Raw genomic sequence first — 18,787 nt, forward strand, 5'->3', positions numbered from 1 at the left:
TAATGCAAAAAAAAATAATTGCTTATATTGGTTTAGGCAGCAACTTATCAAATCCAAGGTTACAGGTAAGTAATGCCGCTAACGAAATAGCGGATATGCCCAATACTAAGGTCATGGCATTATCGTCGCTGTATTTGAGTAAACCTATGGGCCCTCAGGATCAAGATGACTATATCAACGCGGTAATTTCTTTAGAAACCTGTTTATCTGCACTTGAATTGTTAGATGCCTTACAAACAATAGAAAATGCGGCTGGTCGGGTACGAAAATATAATCGCTGGGGCGCACGAATTCTCGATTGTGATATATTATTATATGGTAATGAAGCCATAGAAAGTCCCCGTTTAACCGTGCCTCACTACGGTATGAAGGTGCGTGAATTTGTTTTATGGCCACTCGCAGAGATTGCGCCTAATTTAAATTTCCCCGATGGCCGTTCAATTAGCTCACTTGTCAATGAAATCAGCAGCAATGGCATAGTAAAGTTATAATATTGCCATAATAAATATTGAAATCTTAAATATTAGCAATACAATCCTTAGCGCTATAATAATTAGCACTAACAGCTTATAGCAAACTGATACATAAGCTCATTAACCTATTCGGAAATATCATGGCTAAAATAACCACCGCAAGCTTGCTTAACATGAAGCAACAAGGCGAAAAAATATCGACAATCACCGCCTATGATGCGAGCTTTGCCAAACTATTTGATCAAGCTGGCATACATGCCATACTCATTGGTGATTCTCTCGGTATGGTCTTACAAGGGGAAGACAGCACACTACCGGTCTCCATTGAAGATATGGCCTACCATACCCGTTGTGTAAAACGTGGCGTTGAAGAAACTCTGATTATTGCCGATATGCCTTTTATGAGCTATGCCACGCAAGAGCAAGCGCTAAGCAATGCGGCATTGTTAATGCAAGCAGGTGCTAGCATGGTTAAAATGGAAGGTGGTGCTTGGCTTAATGACACCATTGCAGCACTGGTCGAACGTGGAATTCCGGTCTGTGCTCATTTAGGTTTAACACCACAATCCGTTAATATCTTTGGTGGCTTTAAAGTACAGGGCCGAGATGAGGATAAAGCGCAAAAAATGATCGCCGATGCCAAGTCACTCGAAGCAGCAGGCGCGCAATTGCTGGTACTAGAATGTATTCCAGCAAGTTTAGGCGCAGCCATCACTAAAGTACTTACCATACCAACGATTGGCATAGGCGCAGGTAAAGACACTGATGGCCAGATTTTAGTGATGCACGATGCCTTAGGTATTGCCTGTAATTATATGCCTAAATTTTCGCGCAACTTTTTAAAAGACACCGGGGACATTAAAAAGGCCATTGAACTTTATATTAGCGAAGTAAGTCAGGGTAATTTCCCGGCTGATGAGCATATTTTCAAATAATCACGATAAAAAGTGATTCAAGCAGTGTCAGTAAAAATACACATACCGCGCTATAAATAAACGACTAACAATAAATAACCAATAATCTCTTATTAGTTATTAATAACGGCAAGATAAATTTATGAAAACAGTCAGTAAAATAAGTGAATTACGTGCGCAAGTTAAAACATGGCGTCAGCAAGGTTTAACCATTGCCTTTGTACCTACTATGGGTAACTTACATGCGGGTCATATTTCGTTAGTAGCTGAAGCCCATAAACACGCGGATAAAATTGTTGCCAGCATTTTTGTTAACCCAATGCAGTTCGGCCTCAATGAAGATATTGATAATTATCCGCGTACTATGAATGATGATCAGCAAAAATTAACGGCTGCTGGTACCGATTTATTATTTACCCCCACACCCGACATTATTTACCCCAAAGGCATTACTAAACAAAGCTTTGTCGAAGTGCCTAATGTTTCTGAGGGATATTGTGGCGAAAGCCGCCCTGGCCATTTTCGCGGTGTTGCCACCGTAGTTTGTAAACTATTTAACCTAGTTCAGCCCGATGTCGCTTGTTTTGGTTTAAAAGATTACCAGCAAGTACAAGTGATTCAAACCATGGTTGAAGATTTGTCGATGCCAATTACCATAATACCTGTGGCGACCAGCAGAGAAGAAAGTGGCTTAGCCCTGAGTTCTCGCAATGGTTATTTAAGCAGTGAAGAAAAAGCAATAGCCCCTGCCCTACAGAAAAATTTACAATGGCTCGCCGAGCAAATTACCACAGGTTTTGCTCAGCAAGAAAGTATCGATTTTATCGGTTTGGCCAAACAAGCAGCTAAGGCTATAAATCATGCCGGTTTGCATACTGATTACTTGCATATTTGCCACGCAAAAACATTACAACCAGCCAGTGAAGATGACACTCAACTAGTTATCTTAGCGGCCGCACATTGCGGCAAAGCACGTTTAATTGATAACATACAGATAAGCTTAACTTAACGTAGCTCAGCTTAATAAATGTTGATAATGCCGGTTTTAAGTCGATTTTTGCTCTATTCACCGTAAATGATATAAAAAGCTCTAGCGCGGTAAGGTGATTAACCTTACCGCGATTTACTGACCTTAAAATGTTTGGCTAAGACAAGCTCTACTGCACATTACGTAGAGCATTTCTTTTATCAGCATAATTCGTCTGTATGTTAACCAAAGCAATAATAAGTAAAGTTGTGATAACAAAAGGAGCGGTTAATACCGGTATGCTTAGCCATTCAAACGCCCTAGTGAGGACCACAGTAAGTAAAATAGCCAACATGATAAGCCATGGCTTATTTTCATAGCGACCGACCAGCGCGATAGCTACTAAGCAACTATTAAAGCCATAGAGTCCCATCATGACTTTCTCATGAGGAAAATTAAAGCCTGTGGCTAACAGCATACCCACTGCCGAGCCAATAAATGCCGCAATGGCTGCTGTTCGACAGTGAATAAATATGGCACAGAGAAAAAACACACCGGTGAGCCAATAGTCTTGCAACATCACCTGACTAATACCGCGCATACTTGCTTGAAAATAGTCGACCAGCGCAGCACTATTCATACCAGAAAAACGATACCCAGCTAAGTCACTGCTAAATACAGTACTAGGTACAGTGCTCAATTTAGCATAATCAATAAATGACAATAGCCCCCACGTTGACAGAATAAATGGCGTAGTAAAAGCAGGAACACTTGTCACCCTAACCAGCATAAAATGCGTTAACGCCGTAGAGAAAGCACCGCCAAAAATAACAATAAGCAGCGAGGTGAAACTAACAGGTAAAAAGTAAAAAACAGCAACACCAACCAGTACCGCATTAAAACCATACAAACCGTTTTCCATCGTGGTTAAATCAAAGCGGCATAATTTAGCGACCGCTAAGCCTGATATTGTTGCCAGAATGCTGCCCAGCAGCATAATAGGCGAACTTAAACCAATACCGAGTAAGAATAACAAACCAGTGATAGCGTTGCCTTGCAACATAACTTGGCCAAAGCTACGTAGAAAACTTTTATAAAATTGTTTAAAAGGGAGTGTCATGAAAATTATTTTGTGTAATACGCTACTTAAAATTAAGTAACGCATAGAAAAATTATCTAAAGAGTAAAGCCAGAGCACCTACATATACCGCTTGTTTATTAGCCACTAAATAAAATTAGTGGCCAACACGGTTTAACTACTTAGTACTAATATACTTTAACGTAGCTATCACTTGTTCAACACTGCTTGCCCAAGCTTGAGCCGAAGCATCAACCTCTTTGAGCGGATGAATAATATCTTCACTGTGTAAGGTGATATAAGGCTTATTGAGTGCTGCACAATAACCGGCATCAAAGGCAGCATTCCACTGCTTATACTTATCACCAAAACGAATAACAGCAATATCACAACGCTCAATCAGTGTTTTCGTTTTCATGGCATTCACTTTAGCTGATTTATGATCTCGCCAAAACTGCTTTTCTTCAGCGCCAAGGTGATCACCGGCACCGTCACTGCTTTCATGATGGGTAACCGCAGAAGTAAAACTGATATCTAAATCACTCTCTTGGCAAGCTTGAATAATTTTGTCGCGCCAATCGGTATGAATTTCACCTGAAAGATAAACTTCTAATTTCATAACAATGCTCTCTATTTCATTTTACCATTTTATATAGACAACAATGGTACACCAATAATCTGCAGCTCAATAAATAAATTAAATGAAATCCAGTTTCACTAGGTGAAAAATTAACAAGGAATAAGAATTTTAACTTTAGCTGACACATCAGCTCAATCTACGCTCAGTTACTGAATTCCACTTGAACAGTGACTAACACGGACGACATAAAAAACCCGCGCTGGTATATTGATTTAAAGCGTTGCCGATTTTTTATTTTATTTACTTGTACTCCTGTTGCTCATATCGCTCCGATCTCCTAATGTTGCTTTGATAAAGGGGCATTGAACGTGATGAATGACCTCTAGATGGCGATTTCACTTCTTCCTCATTATCAAAAAAAGCGACTTGGTTTAATAATATTTGTGCTTGTTCTTCCATTGATTTACTCGATGTGGCGGCTTCTTCAACCAACGCAGCATTTTTCTGTGTCATATCATCCATTTGACTTATCGCCGCACTAACCTCACCAATACCTGCGGCTTGCTCTTTACATGCACCATCGATATCAATGACCATTTTACTAACTTCTTCGATTGAACTTACTAAATCTGTAAAAATTTGACCTGTTTCATCGACTAACTTAGTACCTTGTCCCACCGCTTCAACACTATCATTAATTAAGCCTTTTATTTCTTTGGCAGCTGCTGCTGATCGTTGTGCTAAATTTCGGACTTCAGCGGCTACCACTGCAAAACCTCGACCTTGTTCACCAGCTCGTGCCGCTTCAACCGCGGCATTTAAGGCTAGCAAATTGGTCTGAAAAGCAATAACATCTATAACACTGATAATATCCGCTATTTTTTTACTTGATTTATTAATATCACTCATAGCTGTGACGGCATTTTTTACTACCTCGCCACCGGCACTGGCTTTGTTCATTACCGAAGATGATAAATTGCTCGCTTGAGTCGCATTTTCAGCATTTTGCTCCACGGTACTAGTTAATTCTTCCATTGCTGCAGCTGTTTCTTCTAGGCTAGATGCCTGAGATTCAGTGCGATGACTTAATTCATTATTGCCTTCAGCAATTTCTCTTGAAGTATCAAAAACATTCGTCGAAGCAGAACGAATTTCATCAACCATATTTTTTAAATTTTTAATTGATGTATTCATTGCGTTGGCTAATTCGAGAAATTCACCATCGTATCCATTACTCATTTCCTGAGTAAGATCACCCTCAGCGAGCGCTTGAGATACATTAATTGCATCATTAATCGGTTCAACCACTGCATCCATCAGATTGTTAATACTGTTTCCTAACGAAGCTACAAATCCTTGCGATCCTTCGGTATTAATTCTATCTGTCAATTGTCCTCTTACCGCACCTTGAACTAATACATCTATCTGATTCAAAGCCATGACTTGTGCCGTGACATCAGTGGCATACTTGACCACTTTATAAGGTTTGCCATTTAAGTCTAAGATTGGGTTGTAAGAAGCTTGTATCCACACTTCCTTACCGCCTTTACCTAAGCGTTTATATTCCTTCGCTTCATATTCACCGCGATTCAGCTTTTCCCAAAACTCACGGTATTCATCACTGGCTTTAAAGGCCGGCTCAACAAACATGCTGTGATGTTTTCCTTGCACTTCTGCCAAGGTGTAACCTAAGGTGTTAAGAAAATTGTCATTGGCGCTAATAATAGTGCCATCCATATTAAACTCGATAACAGCTTGTGCTTTACTGATAGCATCAATTTGACCGGAGGTATTGGCATTTTCCAATTTTTGTGCCGTGACATCAGTGGCATACTTGACCACTTTATAAGGTTTACCATTTAAGTCTAAGATTGGATTGTAAGAAGCTTGTATCCACACTTCCTTACCGCCTTTACCTAAGCGTTTATATTCCTTCGCTTCATATTCGCCGCGATTCAGCTTTTCCCAAAACTCACGGTATTCATCACTGGCTTTAAAGGCCGGCTCAACAAACATGCTGTGATGTTTTCCTTGCACTTCTGCCAAGGTGTAACCTAAGGTGTTAAGAAAATTGTCATTGGCGCTAATAATAGTGCCATCCATATTAAACTCGATAACAGCTTGTGCTTTACTGATAGCATCAATTTGACCGGAGGTATTGGCATTTTCCAATTTTTGTGCCGTGACATCAGTGGCATACTTGACCACTTTATAAGGTTTACCATTTAAGTCTAAGATTGGATTGTAAGAAGCTTGTATCCACACTTCCTTACCGCCTTTACCTAAGCGTTTATATTCCTTCGCTTCATATTCGCCGCGATTCAGCTTTTCCCAAAACTCACGGTATTCATCACTGGCTTTAAAGGCCGGCTCAACAAACATGCTGTGATGTTTTCCTTGCACTTCTGCCAAGGTGTAACCTAAGGTGTTAAGAAAATTGTCATTGGCGCTAATAATAGTGCCATCCATATTAAACTCGATAACAGCTTGTGCTTTACTGATAGCGTTTATCTGGCTCTTAAATTCATCATTTATTTTTGTTAATCGTTCAATTTCAAGCAGTACGTTATCATTTTCTAGTCGGTTACCTTTAACAATGCTTGCACTCGATTTAGCTTTAGTCTCTGAGCTCACCATAATAAGATCCTGTTCAGCATTAACTGTTCATAAACAAAAACATTAGCTATTTATAGAAAACAATTCTATAAATAGCTAATTAACTCTAGAACAACTGATTATTATTGAGATGAAATAATATATATACCATGATGAAAGTAGGTCATTAAAAGCTTATTAGTGCCAAAATTCATACCTGTTGGGATATTCTGTTTATGATCACTGCTACCACCAAGAACTAAACCGCTCGCGCGATAATGGTGCTTGTTTTTAGCACCTGTACTCACCTGAGCGTTAACTATTTTCCTACGCTTTGTATTGAGGGCATGTCGCCTTATCATTGTGAGGAAAATATCCCATGAACATCAGCCCGTATTTTTCAGCACCACTACGCCAACGAGTCAATGAAGATATGACTATGCGCAAGCTGGCAACAAAAACACAAATTGCCTACACCAAATGAGGGCTTCACTTCTGTATCAAATCTGGAAAACTTAGAGAGGGTACTTAAATCGATGACAGTAGTTAAACTCAAAAACGCAGAGAAAAAGACTAGATCTTAATCATCCGGTTTAAAATTGGATTATTACTTTAATTGAAGGTTTATTTAGTTTAGTTAATAAGAGTGAATTGAAAATCACGGTGGTTTTATGAGCTTTAGATATTAGACTTAGTTCTGAAATGTAGCACATACGTAGCACCAAATGACTTGATGAGTAACTACTAACTAGTAGAGGCAATGAAAAATGTTGGGCCTTCGCAATTCAAGTCACTGAGGGCCAGCACTTTCTCATATGTTAATTCCCACTGCCGTCTAAAACTCCATATTATTAAGCCTTGATATTGCTTTGATGCTTATTTTTTCTCTCCTGAGTTACGGCAAAGTCAATGATAAGTAGCTAGCCGAATTGTCATGTTAATGTCGTAGTATGCTTATATGAAAATGGTCTAATATTGTTAAAGGTGAAGTTCAGTAAAATATAGCCACCTTAATAACACATGGAGATAGTTATGATAATTCTCAGGATGATTATGCTTTTGCTCTTGTTAAGTTTCCCTATCACGTCATATGCCCTTGGTGGCTGGAAACAGGTAGGTAAAGTAAGTGGAAAATCGACATTAGAAGCTTTAAGACATGGCGCTTGTCTTTGGGTTAACACCTCAAAGAACGGCAAAGTCACTCGACGATACCAGGTTATCAGCAAAAAAAAAGGCGAACGGATAATCGTTTATCAAAATCAAACAGTTTCTAAATGCTAGGTAATTAACAAATTATTTTTTCAAGTTCTTTGTCGCCGTCGTCGAGATTAGGGCAGCAATCAGAAAAATTTGATACCAGCCATGGACAGGAAGTTTGAAATAGGGGAATTAAGCTTTGTCTAAATTGGCCTAAAAAGGTTGTACTACAAGGTGAAAATGGTGGGCCTTCCCAGACTTGAACTGGGGACCTGACGATTATGAGTCGTATGCTCTAACCAACTGAGCTAAAGGCCCATTTTCACATAGATGGGGCATGCGTTAATAACGCGACTTAGTTTATTGAGAAACAGCTTAACTAAGCGCGTGCAGTATAAGCATTTTTACTTTTGTTGTCACCTAATGAACTTTAAATAATGGCATTTTTTTACTGACCGCTTATTTATTAAACTAAATAGCCTGCTTTTCGCTAAAAATGATAGGTAAGCCCGGCACTCACTTCACTTTGGAACCAGATATCACTCGAGATATAAATGGCGCAGGTATCTTGTTCACAAAAAATTGCGCTAGCCGAGTTAAAAAAGGTGCCATAAATACGACTGTCTAGTCGTAGGCTAATATGCTCACTTAGCTCAAACTTTGTTGCTAAACCAATATTGATAGAAAAACGTGTTTCATTACTAAGCTGCTCATCTTTTGGTGCAAAGTGAGTTAAACCTAAACCACCGGTAATATAAAAAGGCATAAAACCGTCAGAGATGGGGACATTACCCCCTATATGAGCATAGGTAATAGTAAGTTCAGTATTACTGGCAGAAAAGCCATCTGATTGGGAGAAGCTGGTATTATAATGACTTATTAAGAACTCACCTTGACGCTCACGATCAAAAGACCAAGCCGTTAAAAGGCCGTAGCTGGTTTCTTCGCTTAATTCAATGCGATGATGTTCCTTCTCTTTACTGGTATCAAAACTCCCACCAAAGCGATAACCAATCAAGGGAGTTATTTCAAAATCTAACGCTTGTTTTGCCATGGAAGGCATAGAGATTAGGGCAAGTACACCCGCGAGAGCGATGACAACACGCATAAAATTTCCTTATCTTAGAAAGTAAAAAGAGTAAGCTAGTATTACTAACTTACTCTTTTTTATGTCTATTTAAAATAGAATTTAAAATACTAAATTAATTATTTAGTATTTATTCACCATCAAGGAAGCTTTTCAGCTGCTCTGAGCGAGAAGGATGACGTAACTTACGTAAAGCTTTCGCTTCAATTTGACGAATACGTTCACGTGTTACATCAAATTGCTTACCAACTTCTTCCAATGTATGGTCTGTATTCATATCGATACCAAAACGCATTCTAAGTACTTTTGCTTCACGGGCAGTTAAGCCAGCGAGAACTTCATGCGTAGCACCTCTAAGGTTTTCTGATGTCGCTGAGTCAACGGGAAGTTCACCCTTACCATCTTCAATAAAGTCACCTAAGTGTGAATCTTCATCATCACCAATAGGAGTTTCCATTGAAATTGGCTCTTTAGCTATTTTCAATACTTTACGAATTTTATCTTCTGGCATTACCATACGTTCAGCTAATTCTTCTGGCGTAGGCTCACGTCCCATTTCTTGTAGCATTTGACGAGAAACACGGTTTAGTTTGTTAATCGTTTCAATCATATGCACAGGAATACGAATGGTACGTGCTTGGTCAGCAATAGAACGGGTAATGGCTTGACGGATCCACCACGTTGCATAAGTTGAGAATTTATAACCACGACGGTATTCAAACTTATCAACCGCTTTCATCAAGCCTATGTTACCTTCTTGAATTAAATCAAGGAACTGTAAACCACGGTTGGTGTATTTTTTAGCAATTGAAATTACAAGACGTAAATTGGCCTCAACCATTTCTTTCTTAGCACGACGCGCTTTTGCTTCACCAATTGACATACGACGGTTAATGTCTTTAATGCCATGAATATTTAGGTGCGTTTCTTCTTGAATTTGGTTTAGTTTGTAGATACAACGTTCTACATCACGTTCAACTTCACTAAGTTTAGCTGAGTATGGTTTACCTGCTGCTTGCTCTGCTGTAAACCAGTCTTTTGAGGTTTCATTACCTGGGAACATTTTGATAAAGGTAGTTTTTGGCATACCCGCACCAACCACACAATGTTTCATGATCAAACGCTCTTGCACACGTAATCGGTCCATCATGCTACGCATGTTTTTAACTAATTTATCAAATAATTTAGGGATCAAACGGAATTCTTTAAAGACTTCAGCTACTGCATCGATAGCTTCTTGAGCATCTTTATGGCCACGACCATGTTTTTCAATAATTTTATTGGCATGTTCATAAGCTTCACGTAAAGCGGTAAACTTCTCACGTGCTAATTCAGGGCAAGGACCCGTATCTTCTTCTTCCTCATCCTCTTCATCTTCCTTTTTTGACTTATCTTCATCAGCAAGGTCTGCTTTTGACAGTTCACTACCCACGTGTGTAGCTGCGGGCGCAACTTCTTCTTCCGCATCTGGGTCTAAAAACCCCGTGATAATATCCGTTAAGCGTAGCTCTTCCGCTTCAAAGTTATCCCACATATCTAATAAGAAATTTATCGCTGGTGGGTATTCTGAAACACTACGCTGAACTTCTCTGATACCTTCTTCTATACGTTTGGCAATAACGATTTCGCCTTTACGGGTAAGAAGTTCAACGGTACCCATTTCACGCATATACATACGTACTGGGTCGGTTGTACGACCAATTTCACTTTCTACGGTTGCCAGTGCTTGCGCTGCTGCTTCGGCGGCATCTTCATCAGTATTGCCTTCGCTCATCATCAAGGTATCTTGATCAGGTGCATTTTCAAATACTTGAATGCCCATATCATTGATCATACTAACGATATCTTCAACTTGGTCAGAATCAATAATATCTTGTGGAAGATGATCATTAACTTGAGCAAATGTTAAATAACCTTGTTCTTTACCTTTGGTTATTAACTCTTTAAGTCTAGATTTAGGGGCTTGTTCCATTGACGAGTGTCCACCTGTATTATATAAATATGGGATGTAAAATATGCGCTAAAAACATTAGTAAAAGCTAATAAATGGCGCAATAAAGCCGAGAATTATAACGAATTCCACAAACATTTACCAGCCTAATTGTTTGTGGGTATTTCAAGGCTAAATAATTGTGTAAATCTTACTCATGCCATGCTAAGTATAGCCAAAACTAGCCGTTAAGCATTGAGTATTGCTTGTAACTCTTGCTTTTCCGCACTAGTCATTTGTCCAGCTCGTGCTTTTTGCAATAACACTTCAGCACGTTGTTCAACAAAGTTATTGAGTAGCTTTTCAATACTATCAAGAAAAACATCGGTTGCGGCTTCAGCTTCCACATGATGCTGCCAACACATCAATTTTGCTAATTGCCGGCCTTGCTCGGTATCACGAAAATATTCAAGTAATTGCGCTGATTTAATATCAGGGTTTTGCTGGCATACACCTAAAACCTCTATTAACAAAGGTATTCCTGGTGTAGTTAATGGCTGCAATACATTTTTATCACCTAAGCTATTGGCTATATGGGGATGTTCTAACAATAAAGCAAGTGCTAACCTCACGGGAGTGACTTTTGTACTGACTTTAACCGCAGGCTTTATCGAACCACCTTTTATATTTTTAGTGAACTTTACCAAAAACTGCTCACTACCCGTACCAAAATTATTCCCTATTTCATTAATCATGGCATCTTTTAAAATGCTATCTGGAAGCTTGGCTAAAAAAGGCTGGAAAGATTCAACTAAAGCCGCTCTTCCTTCGAGAGAGCCCATATCGACTTGTTGCATTAATTGTTCAAATAAAAATTTTGATAATGGCATGGCATTATCAAGAATAGTCTCAAATGCTTGTTGCCCTTGTGCCCGAATCAATGAGTCTGGGTCTTCACCATCGGGGAGAAAAACAAATTTTAACGAAAAGCCATCACGAATAAGTGGCAAGGCATTGTCCATGGCACGCCATGCAGCATCTCGTCCAGCTCTATCACCATCGTAGCAACAAATCACATTAGGCACAGTACGAAATAGCGTTTGTAACTGCTCAAAGGTTGTTGCAGTTCCTAATGAGGCAACAGCATAATCAACACCATGCTGGGCTAACACCACAACATCCATATAACCTTCAACCACAACAAGTCGCTTAAGTTGTTTATTGGCTTGTTTCGCTTCATGTAAACCATAAAGCTCTTGGCCTTTATGATAGATACGCGTTTCAGGAGAGTTTAAGTATTTAGGTTTTGCATCACCTAACACTCGGCCGCCAAAGCCGATAACTCGGCCACGCTTATCGCTAATAGGAAACATGATACGACCACGAAATCGATCATAGGGTCGCTTTTTATCGCCCGCAATAGCCATACCTAAATCAATCAATTGCTGGTTGGCTTGGCCATTGCGTGAGAATGAATTCATCATACCGTCCCAAGCATCACTTATGTAGCCTATACCAAAACGCTTAACAACTTCACCACTTAAACCACGACCTTTTAAGTACTTAATAGCCGTTTCTTTATCGGTAGATACTTTCAATTGTTGCTGAAAAAAGCGACTTATTTGCGCCATCAACTCATAATCATCTTGCTTTTGCTGATAAATTTGTTGCTGCCGGCGCTGCTCTGCTGGGCTGGCGGTATTTTCCTCACGGATAACTTCCATACCACAATGTGAAGCAAGCTCTTCTACCGCATCAACAAAATCGAGACGATCGAATTCCATTAAAAAGGAAATGGCATTGCCGTGTTCGCCGCAGCCAAAACAATGATAAAACTGTTTATCTTGGCTTACGGTAAAAGAAGGTGATTTTTCATTATGAAAGGGACAGCACGCTTGGTGATTTTTCCCTGCTTTTTTTAACGGCACTCGACTATCTACCAGCTCAACAATATCTGCTCGGCTAAGTAAATCATCAATAAATTGTCGGGAAATGCGTCCAGCCATAATATTTAAAAATCATCATCTAAGAAAAAAGTACCACTTAAGTATTCTACACAATACCGGTGAAAAAGTAGCAGAAAAAATCAAGTTAAAGCTAAAAAAAACGGATAAAAAAACCGTAATAGCCAGAGCCATTACGGTTTAATTTAATGTATTAAATAGGGTGTTAACTATGATGCATTGAGTGCGGCTCTGACTTGACCGCTAACCGCGCCCATGTCTGCCTTACCTTGCATTAAGGGTTTTAACACCGCCATCACTTTACCCATGTCAGCCATAGAAGCCGCACCAGATTCAGTCATTGCTTTATTTATTAATTCATTAATTTCTTCTGCACTAAGCGGCTCTGGCATGAAAAATTCTATCGCAGTTACTTCTGCGGCTTCTTTTTCAGCCAAATCATCACGACCACCTTCGCTAAACATTTTAATTGACTCTTTACGCTGCTTAACCATTTTGGTTAATATGGCAATAATATTGTCATCTGTTGCTTCGGTTTTGTGATCAATCTCTGCTAGTTTTATTGCAGAAAGCGCCATGCGAATAACACCAAGACGTAACTTGTCTTTAGCTCGCATAGCAATTTTCATTTCATCTTTGAGTTGTATTAGAAGTGACATCTAAATCAAGCTCACTCTTTCTAAAGGGAAAGACTACTAAGGATTCTGGTAAGAATCTTAGTACATGCGAACGCGACGAGCGCTTTCACGAGAAACTTTTTTCGCAGCACGTTTAACAGCAGCTGCTTTTTTACGTTTACGTTCCCAAGTCGGTTTTTCGTAAGATTCGCGACGACGAACTTCAGAAAGGATTCCTGCTTTTTCACATGAACGTTTAAAACGACGTAATGCAACGTCAAATGGTTCGTTTTCTCTAACTTTAATTACTGGCATGTACTTTTTACCTTAGTATAAATCTATATAAATCGGTGACTGATTTCGGTCTGACATTGTATTAACTCACAATATGCACCTCATCTGCACCCGCTCTATCAAAAATGGGTGCCATATTCTACTGCTAAGCACCTAGCAATGTAAAGACTAATTTAATGACAATGTAGTAAATCCACTGGTGACTTACTGACAAACACGGTAAAATTACTGCGCTTGTATTTACTGTGCTTAAAGTGAGTAAATGCGGGGTAATATTTCTATTTTTTGAGACTCTATATATTATGCGTATTTTAGGTATTGAAACTTCTTGTGATGAAACTGGCATTGCCATTTATGATGATGGTCAGGGTGATCGTCCACAAGGTATACTCGCTCATCGCTTATATAGTCAAATAGCCGTTCATGCCGATTACGGTGGTGTGGTACCAGAGCTGGCATCAAGAGATCATGTCCGTAAAACTATTCCATTGATTAAGCAAGTTTTAGCAGATGCCAATCTTACGCCTCAAGATTTAGATGGCGTTGCTTATACTGCTGGCCCAGGTTTAGTCGGTGCACTTTTAGTCGGTTGCTCTATTGGTCGAAGTTTAGCTTATGGCTGGGATTTACCTGCTGTACCAGTACATCATATGGAAGGTCACTTATTAGCGCCAATGCTTGAAAATGATGTACCTGAATTCCCTTTTGTCGCTTTATTAGTATCTGGTGGCCATACCATGCTAGTACGTGTCGATGCTATAGGTGAATATAAATTACTCGGTGAATCGGTTGATGATGCCGCTGGTGAAGCTTTTGATAAAACCGCTAAGTTGCTCGGTTTAGATTACCCAGGCGGCCCTGCCCTCTCTAAAATGGCAGAAAGCGGTCAAGCCGGACGTTTTAAATTACCTCGTCCTATGACAGATAGACCCGGTTTGGACTTTAGTTTTAGTGGTTTAAAAACAGCCGCGGCTGTTTTAATACGTAAAGAATGCCTTAATATCGAGCCAGCTTTATCACCAAGCCAATTAAAGCAAACCCACGCAGATATCGCCCATGCCTTTCAACAAGCCGTGATAGATACCTTAGCAATCAAATGTAAACGCGCCTTGCAACAAGAGCAATTAAAGCGATTAGTCATTGCTGGTGGTGTTAGTGCAAATACTGCTTTACGTGAAAAACTGGCAATAACGACCAAGAAGCTTGGTGGCAGTGTCTTCTATCCTCGCCCGGAATATTGTACCGATAACGGCGCCATGATTGCTTACGCGGGTTTACAGCGGCTAAAAGCGGGTACAGATGCTGACTTAACGTTTAAAGCTCACCCGAGATGGCCTTTGGATTCATTACCACCGCTAAAATAGTAGCTGAGGTAGAACTTGCTATGATTTTTTATAAGAACTTCGGCGATTAAAAGCAGGCACAGATGCCGAGCTAACAAGCAAAGCGTTTAAAACTCACCCTAGATGGCCTTTGGATTCATTACCACCGGTAAGATAACAGTATGAACAAAGCCCCCAGTAACACTCATGATGTTATCGGGGGCTTTATTATATTTTATGAGTAATCTTACTCTCTGTACCTTTAAGTAAACGTTTAATATTTTCGCGATGCCGAAAGAGTATCAAAGCGCAGAGCATTAACGTTGGATAAACATATAAAGGCTTTAAAAAGTAGACATAAAGTGGCGCAATAGCAACGGTAACTATAGCCGCTAGACTAGAATACTTACTTAATTTCACCACTAACACCCAAGTAATGATGAGCATCACTCCCAAAGTAAAACCAATAGGCAGTAAGGTACCCAAGGCCGTAGCGACGGCTTTTCCACCTTTAAAATTGAAAAATATCGGATACATATGCCCTAAACAAGCGGCAACACTAATCACACCTAGATATAGCGGTTCTATTTTTAAAAAATACGCGCCCCATACTGGGATAGTGCCTTTGAGTATATCTAAAAATAATACCGTGACGGCAGTAAGCTTATTACTCATGCGTAAGACATTGGTTGCGCCCGGATTTTTTGAGCCCGTTGTTCTTGGATCTGGCAAGCCTAAAAATTTACACACTAATATGGCACTGGAAATAGAGCCTATTAAATACGCGGCAATGATCATAGTAAGCGTGAGTAATAACATTAAAATGATAAAATCCATTATTGGCACAAAAGATAGAATTATTATTCTATCTTCATCTCTGCTAGTTTTTCTAGCACTTCGCAGGTAAAATCGCCCTTTATTTTGTAACAATTGCATAATAACTGCAATAGTTCTTCTAACAACATATTAGGTAAGTCATGGATAAGGTGTTCATTAAAGGTTTAAGTATTCAAACCACTATTGGTTTTTTTCAGTGGGAAAAAGAAATAAAGCAAACCTTGGTCATTGATCTTGCCATGGGCTGGAATACGGCGAATGCGGCACTCAATGATGAGCTGGCTAAAACTTTAGATTATGCCGATATTTCTGTCGCTATAGAGCGCTTTGCTAATGACAACCCGGTAGACTTAATTGAAACACTGGCTGAGCGTTTGGCGAGCTACTTAATGACTCAATACCATATTCCCTGGTTAAAACTCAGTATTGGCAAACCAGGGGCGGTACATAATGCACAAACCGTTGGTGTAGAAATCGAACGTGGTCAACAAACCATAGAGACCCTAGTTTAATGGCTCAAATTTACATCTCACTAGGTAGTAATGTCGAACGTGAGCATAATGTTAAACAAGGCTTAATCTCGTTAGCTAAAGCATTTGAACTGCCTTTTGCCCAGTTAACTTTATCTTCGTTATTTGAATGTGAGGCGATAGGTTTTAATGGCCCCGCTTTTTATAACATGGTAATCGCTATCAAATGCCGACAGAGTATCGAACAAGTGGCGAGTATGTTACGCGAAATAGAGTTTTCTCATGGTCGCGACCATAAGGCCAAGAAATTTAGCCCTCGTACCTTAGACCTAGATTTATTATTATATGATAATTTAGTTATTGAGCAACCGGTACAGATCCCTCGTGATGAAATAACGAAGAATGCTTTTGTCTTATGGCCTCTGAGTCAGGTTGCCCCTGAGTTGGCACACCCCGTTTTACAACAAAACTATCGCGATTTATGGCAAGGTTATAATAAAACCAGTCAACAACTCAGTATAGTGGCTAACTGCTGGTAGACTAGCCTCTTATTATTACTCCCAAAGTAAAGGACAACTAACGACACATGAGTACTTTAGAAATAATCATCCTGGCCTTATTACAAGGCTTAACCGAATTTTTACCTATTTCCAGTTCCGCTCATCTCATCTTACCCTCACAAATTTTCGGCTGGCAAGATCAGGGCTTAGCCTTTGATGTTGCCGTACATGTTGGCACTTTATTAGCAGTAATCATGTATTTTCGTAAAGAAGTGGGTGCTATGGCTGTCGCTTGGTTAGGCACTGTCGGTGTTGGCCCAGAAAAAGGCAAGCAAAGCTTTGATGGCAAACTTGCCTGGTGGATTTTATTTGCCACCATTCCCGCCGGTTTATTTGGTTTATTAGGTAAGGACTTTATCGAAGAACATTTACGTTCTGCCTTAGTCATTGCCGCGACAACATTACTGTTTGGCTTTCTTTTAGGCTTTGCTGATATCAAAGCGGGTAAACGTGCAACACATAAGCCGATGGAAAAATTGGGTATTAAAGGTGCGATGTTAATTGGCTTAGCACAAGCAATTGCCTTAATTCCAGGCACCTCGCGTTCAGGCATTACCATGACCATTGGTTTAATGCTGGGCTTAAGCCGTGCTAGCGCTGCTCGTTTTTCGTTTTTACTGTCTATTCCTGCCATCACCATGGCCGGTAGTTATTTAACGTTAAAATTGGTGTTATCCGCTGAGGGTGTTGATTGGTTGGCCATGGGTTTAGGCAGCTTAATAGCTTTTGTCAGTGCTTATGCTTGTATTCATTACTTTCTAATATTGTTAGAAAAACTGGGCATGATGCCGTTTGTTATCTACCGATTAATATTAGGTGTTGGCTTATTTTGGTATATTTTAGCTTAGCATTTTCTTTACGTTTGCTTGTTATGAACCTAGGTTCAATAAGTAAATCTATAACAAGCATGCCCCCATTTCATGTTAAAATATTTACCAGTTAAAACTTCACTAGTGAACACTTTACCGTTCAGAAAATCATTACACTCGAGAAATAAATATGATTGCCATTACCCTAGATAATTTTCAAGAAGTCGTTGTTGAACAGTCAAAAAGCAAATTAGTCCTGGTTACCTTTTGGGCTGAACAAGTCCCTGAAAGTGTTGAATTACGAGATAAATTAGCCGCCAAGTTATCCGACTTAAGTGACCATATAACGTTGGCGACAGTGGATTGTCAAAAACAAGAGAAAATTGCTGAGCAGTTTGGCATTAAGGGTTTACCTACCGCTATTTTACTAAAAGATGGCCAACCCCTTGATGGTATTTCAGGACCACAAGATGACGCTAGCATCGCGACATTTTTAGAGAAATACTTACCTAAGCCAGAAGATATATTATTAGGGCAAGCGAAAAATGCTCTTGATGAAGAGCAGTTAATCGAGGCTCAAACGGCCATCAAGCAAGCCTATCAAATTGATAATAGTCGTGCCGATATTAAATTAGTATTAATTGATGTTAACTTGCAAACCGGCAATACAACTGAAGCAAAGGCGTTATTAGATAGCATAATGATGGTTGATCAAGATAGTGACTATCAAGCATTGCTGGCTAAAGTAGAATTAGCACAGCAGGCAGAAAACTCTCCTGAAATTCAGTCCTTAGAAGCACAATTAGCAACAACACCTGATGATATCAACCTCAGTCAGCAACTTGCTACTCAATACAGCCAAGTTAATCGTCAAGAAGAAGCACTAACGATATTATTTCGTTTGGTACAAGCGGGTGATGAAAGCACTAAAGGCAAAAGCAAGGAACTGTTTTTAGATGTGTTAAAAGCGTTACCTGATGGCGACTCTCTTGCAGCTAAGTTTCGTCGCAAGCTTTACACGCTAATGTACTAATGATCTAGTGCACTAATACCTAGCCGAGTGTATTAGCCTTGATTAATAATATTCAACGGT

General features: G+C 39.6%; 17 protein-coding genes and 1 tRNA gene. 8 read left to right on the forward strand and 10 right to left on the reverse strand.

The features are described 5' to 3' along the window. The first annotated feature begins 2 nt into the window (after positions 1-2). The 3 genes from folK (ASU03_RS14675) to panC all read left to right on the forward strand — a co-directional run bounded on the left by folK (ASU03_RS14675) (position 3) and on the right by panC (position 2,396). A complete protein-coding gene (gene folK, locus ASU03_RS14675; RefSeq protein WP_057832959.1) occupies positions 3-491 on the forward strand; it encodes a 2-amino-4-hydroxy-6-hydroxymethyldihydropteridine diphosphokinase in 489 nt (162 codons plus the stop codon). Between the two features lie 122 nt (positions 492-613). Continuing rightward, positions 614-1,408 (forward strand): 3-methyl-2-oxobutanoate hydroxymethyltransferase, encoded by a 795-nt coding sequence (gene panB / locus ASU03_RS14680; protein ID WP_057832541.1) that lies wholly within the window; start codon positions 614-616, stop codon positions 1,406-1,408. A 121-nt stretch (positions 1,409-1,529) separates the two neighbouring features. Beyond that, the gene (gene panC / locus ASU03_RS14685) at positions 1,530-2,396 is read left to right on the forward strand and encodes a pantoate--beta-alanine ligase (protein ID WP_057832542.1); all 867 of its coding nucleotides are present in this window, start codon (positions 1,530-1,532) and stop codon (positions 2,394-2,396) included. A gap of 148 nt (positions 2,397-2,544) precedes the next feature. Here the strand turns inward: panC and ASU03_RS14690 are convergent, their stop codons facing one another. The 9 genes from ASU03_RS14690 to rpsU form a co-directional block, all read right to left on the reverse strand. Then, positions 2,545-3,474, reverse strand: a complete 930-nt coding sequence (locus ASU03_RS14690) for an urea transporter (RefSeq protein ID WP_197411259.1) — start codon at positions 3,472-3,474, stop codon at positions 2,545-2,547. Positions 3,475-3,610: 136 nt separating this feature from the next. Next, positions 3,611-4,051 carry a YtoQ family protein gene (locus tag ASU03_RS14695; RefSeq protein WP_057832544.1) on the reverse strand — a complete coding sequence of 147 codons (441 nt, stop codon included), beginning with the start codon at positions 4,049-4,051 and terminating at the stop codon, positions 3,611-3,613. A gap of 261 nt (positions 4,052-4,312) precedes the next feature. Continuing rightward, a complete protein-coding gene (locus ASU03_RS14700) occupies positions 4,313-6,649 on the reverse strand; it encodes a methyl-accepting chemotaxis protein (RefSeq protein ID WP_057832545.1) in 2,337 nt (778 codons plus the stop codon). A 1,396-nt stretch (positions 6,650-8,045) separates the two neighbouring features. Then, a tRNA-Ile gene (locus ASU03_RS14710) sits at positions 8,046-8,122 on the reverse strand. Positions 8,123-8,294: 172 nt separating this feature from the next. Continuing rightward, entirely contained in the window at positions 8,295-8,912 is a 618-nt protein-coding gene (locus ASU03_RS14715) for an outer membrane protein (protein WP_057832547.1), read from the reverse strand. Between the two features lie 109 nt (positions 8,913-9,021). Then, entirely contained in the window at positions 9,022-10,863 is a 1,842-nt protein-coding gene (gene rpoD / locus ASU03_RS14720) for an RNA polymerase sigma factor RpoD (protein WP_057832548.1), read from the reverse strand. Between the two features lie 206 nt (positions 10,864-11,069). Next, positions 11,070-12,827, reverse strand: a complete 1,758-nt coding sequence (gene dnaG, locus ASU03_RS14725; protein WP_057832549.1) for a DNA primase — start codon at positions 12,825-12,827, stop codon at positions 11,070-11,072. A 167-nt stretch (positions 12,828-12,994) separates the two neighbouring features. Beyond that, positions 12,995-13,444 (reverse strand): GatB/YqeY domain-containing protein, encoded by a 450-nt coding sequence (locus ASU03_RS14730; RefSeq protein WP_057832550.1) that lies wholly within the window; start codon positions 13,442-13,444, stop codon positions 12,995-12,997. Positions 13,445-13,501: 57 nt separating this feature from the next. After that, positions 13,502-13,717 carry a 30S ribosomal protein S21 gene (gene rpsU / locus ASU03_RS14735; RefSeq protein WP_057182314.1) on the reverse strand — a complete coding sequence of 72 codons (216 nt, stop codon included), beginning with the start codon at positions 13,715-13,717 and terminating at the stop codon, positions 13,502-13,504. 281 nt (positions 13,718-13,998) lie between these two features. On the opposite strand from rpsU, the gene tsaD reads away from it, so the two are divergent. Continuing rightward, positions 13,999-15,060 carry a tRNA (adenosine(37)-N6)-threonylcarbamoyltransferase complex transferase subunit TsaD gene (gene tsaD / locus ASU03_RS14740; RefSeq protein WP_057832551.1) on the forward strand — a complete coding sequence of 354 codons (1,062 nt, stop codon included), beginning with the start codon at positions 13,999-14,001 and terminating at the stop codon, positions 15,058-15,060. A gap of 186 nt (positions 15,061-15,246) precedes the next feature. Here tsaD and plsY read toward each other — a convergent pair whose 3' ends face one another. Beyond that, positions 15,247-15,837: a glycerol-3-phosphate 1-O-acyltransferase PlsY gene (gene plsY / locus ASU03_RS14745; protein ID WP_057832960.1), complete on the reverse strand. Its 591-nt coding sequence runs from the start codon at positions 15,835-15,837 to the stop codon at positions 15,247-15,249. A gap of 158 nt (positions 15,838-15,995) precedes the next feature. On the opposite strand from plsY, the gene folB reads away from it, so the two are divergent. The 4 genes from folB (at position 15,996) to ASU03_RS14765 (ending at position 18,727) form a co-directional block, all read left to right on the forward strand. After that, positions 15,996-16,367, forward strand: coding sequence for a dihydroneopterin aldolase (gene folB, locus ASU03_RS14750; protein ID WP_057832552.1), 372 nt, complete (start codon positions 15,996-15,998; stop codon positions 16,365-16,367). Beyond that, positions 16,367-16,864: a 2-amino-4-hydroxy-6-hydroxymethyldihydropteridine diphosphokinase gene (folK, locus tag ASU03_RS14755; RefSeq protein ID WP_057832553.1), complete on the forward strand. Its 498-nt coding sequence runs from the start codon at positions 16,367-16,369 to the stop codon at positions 16,862-16,864. The genes folB and folK (ASU03_RS14755) overlap by 1 nt, the downstream gene beginning before the upstream one ends. Positions 16,865-16,911: 47 nt before the next feature. After that, entirely contained in the window at positions 16,912-17,733 is an 822-nt protein-coding gene (locus tag ASU03_RS14760; protein ID WP_057832554.1) for an undecaprenyl-diphosphate phosphatase, read from the forward strand. Between the two features lie 151 nt (positions 17,734-17,884). Continuing rightward, a complete protein-coding gene (locus ASU03_RS14765) occupies positions 17,885-18,727 on the forward strand; it encodes a tetratricopeptide repeat protein (protein WP_057832555.1) in 843 nt (280 codons plus the stop codon). The last annotated feature ends 60 nt before the right edge of the window (positions 18,728-18,787 follow it).

It is taken from the genome of Colwellia sp. TT2012, assembly GCF_001440345.1.
GTDB lineage: Bacteria > Pseudomonadota > Gammaproteobacteria > Enterobacterales > Alteromonadaceae > Colwellia.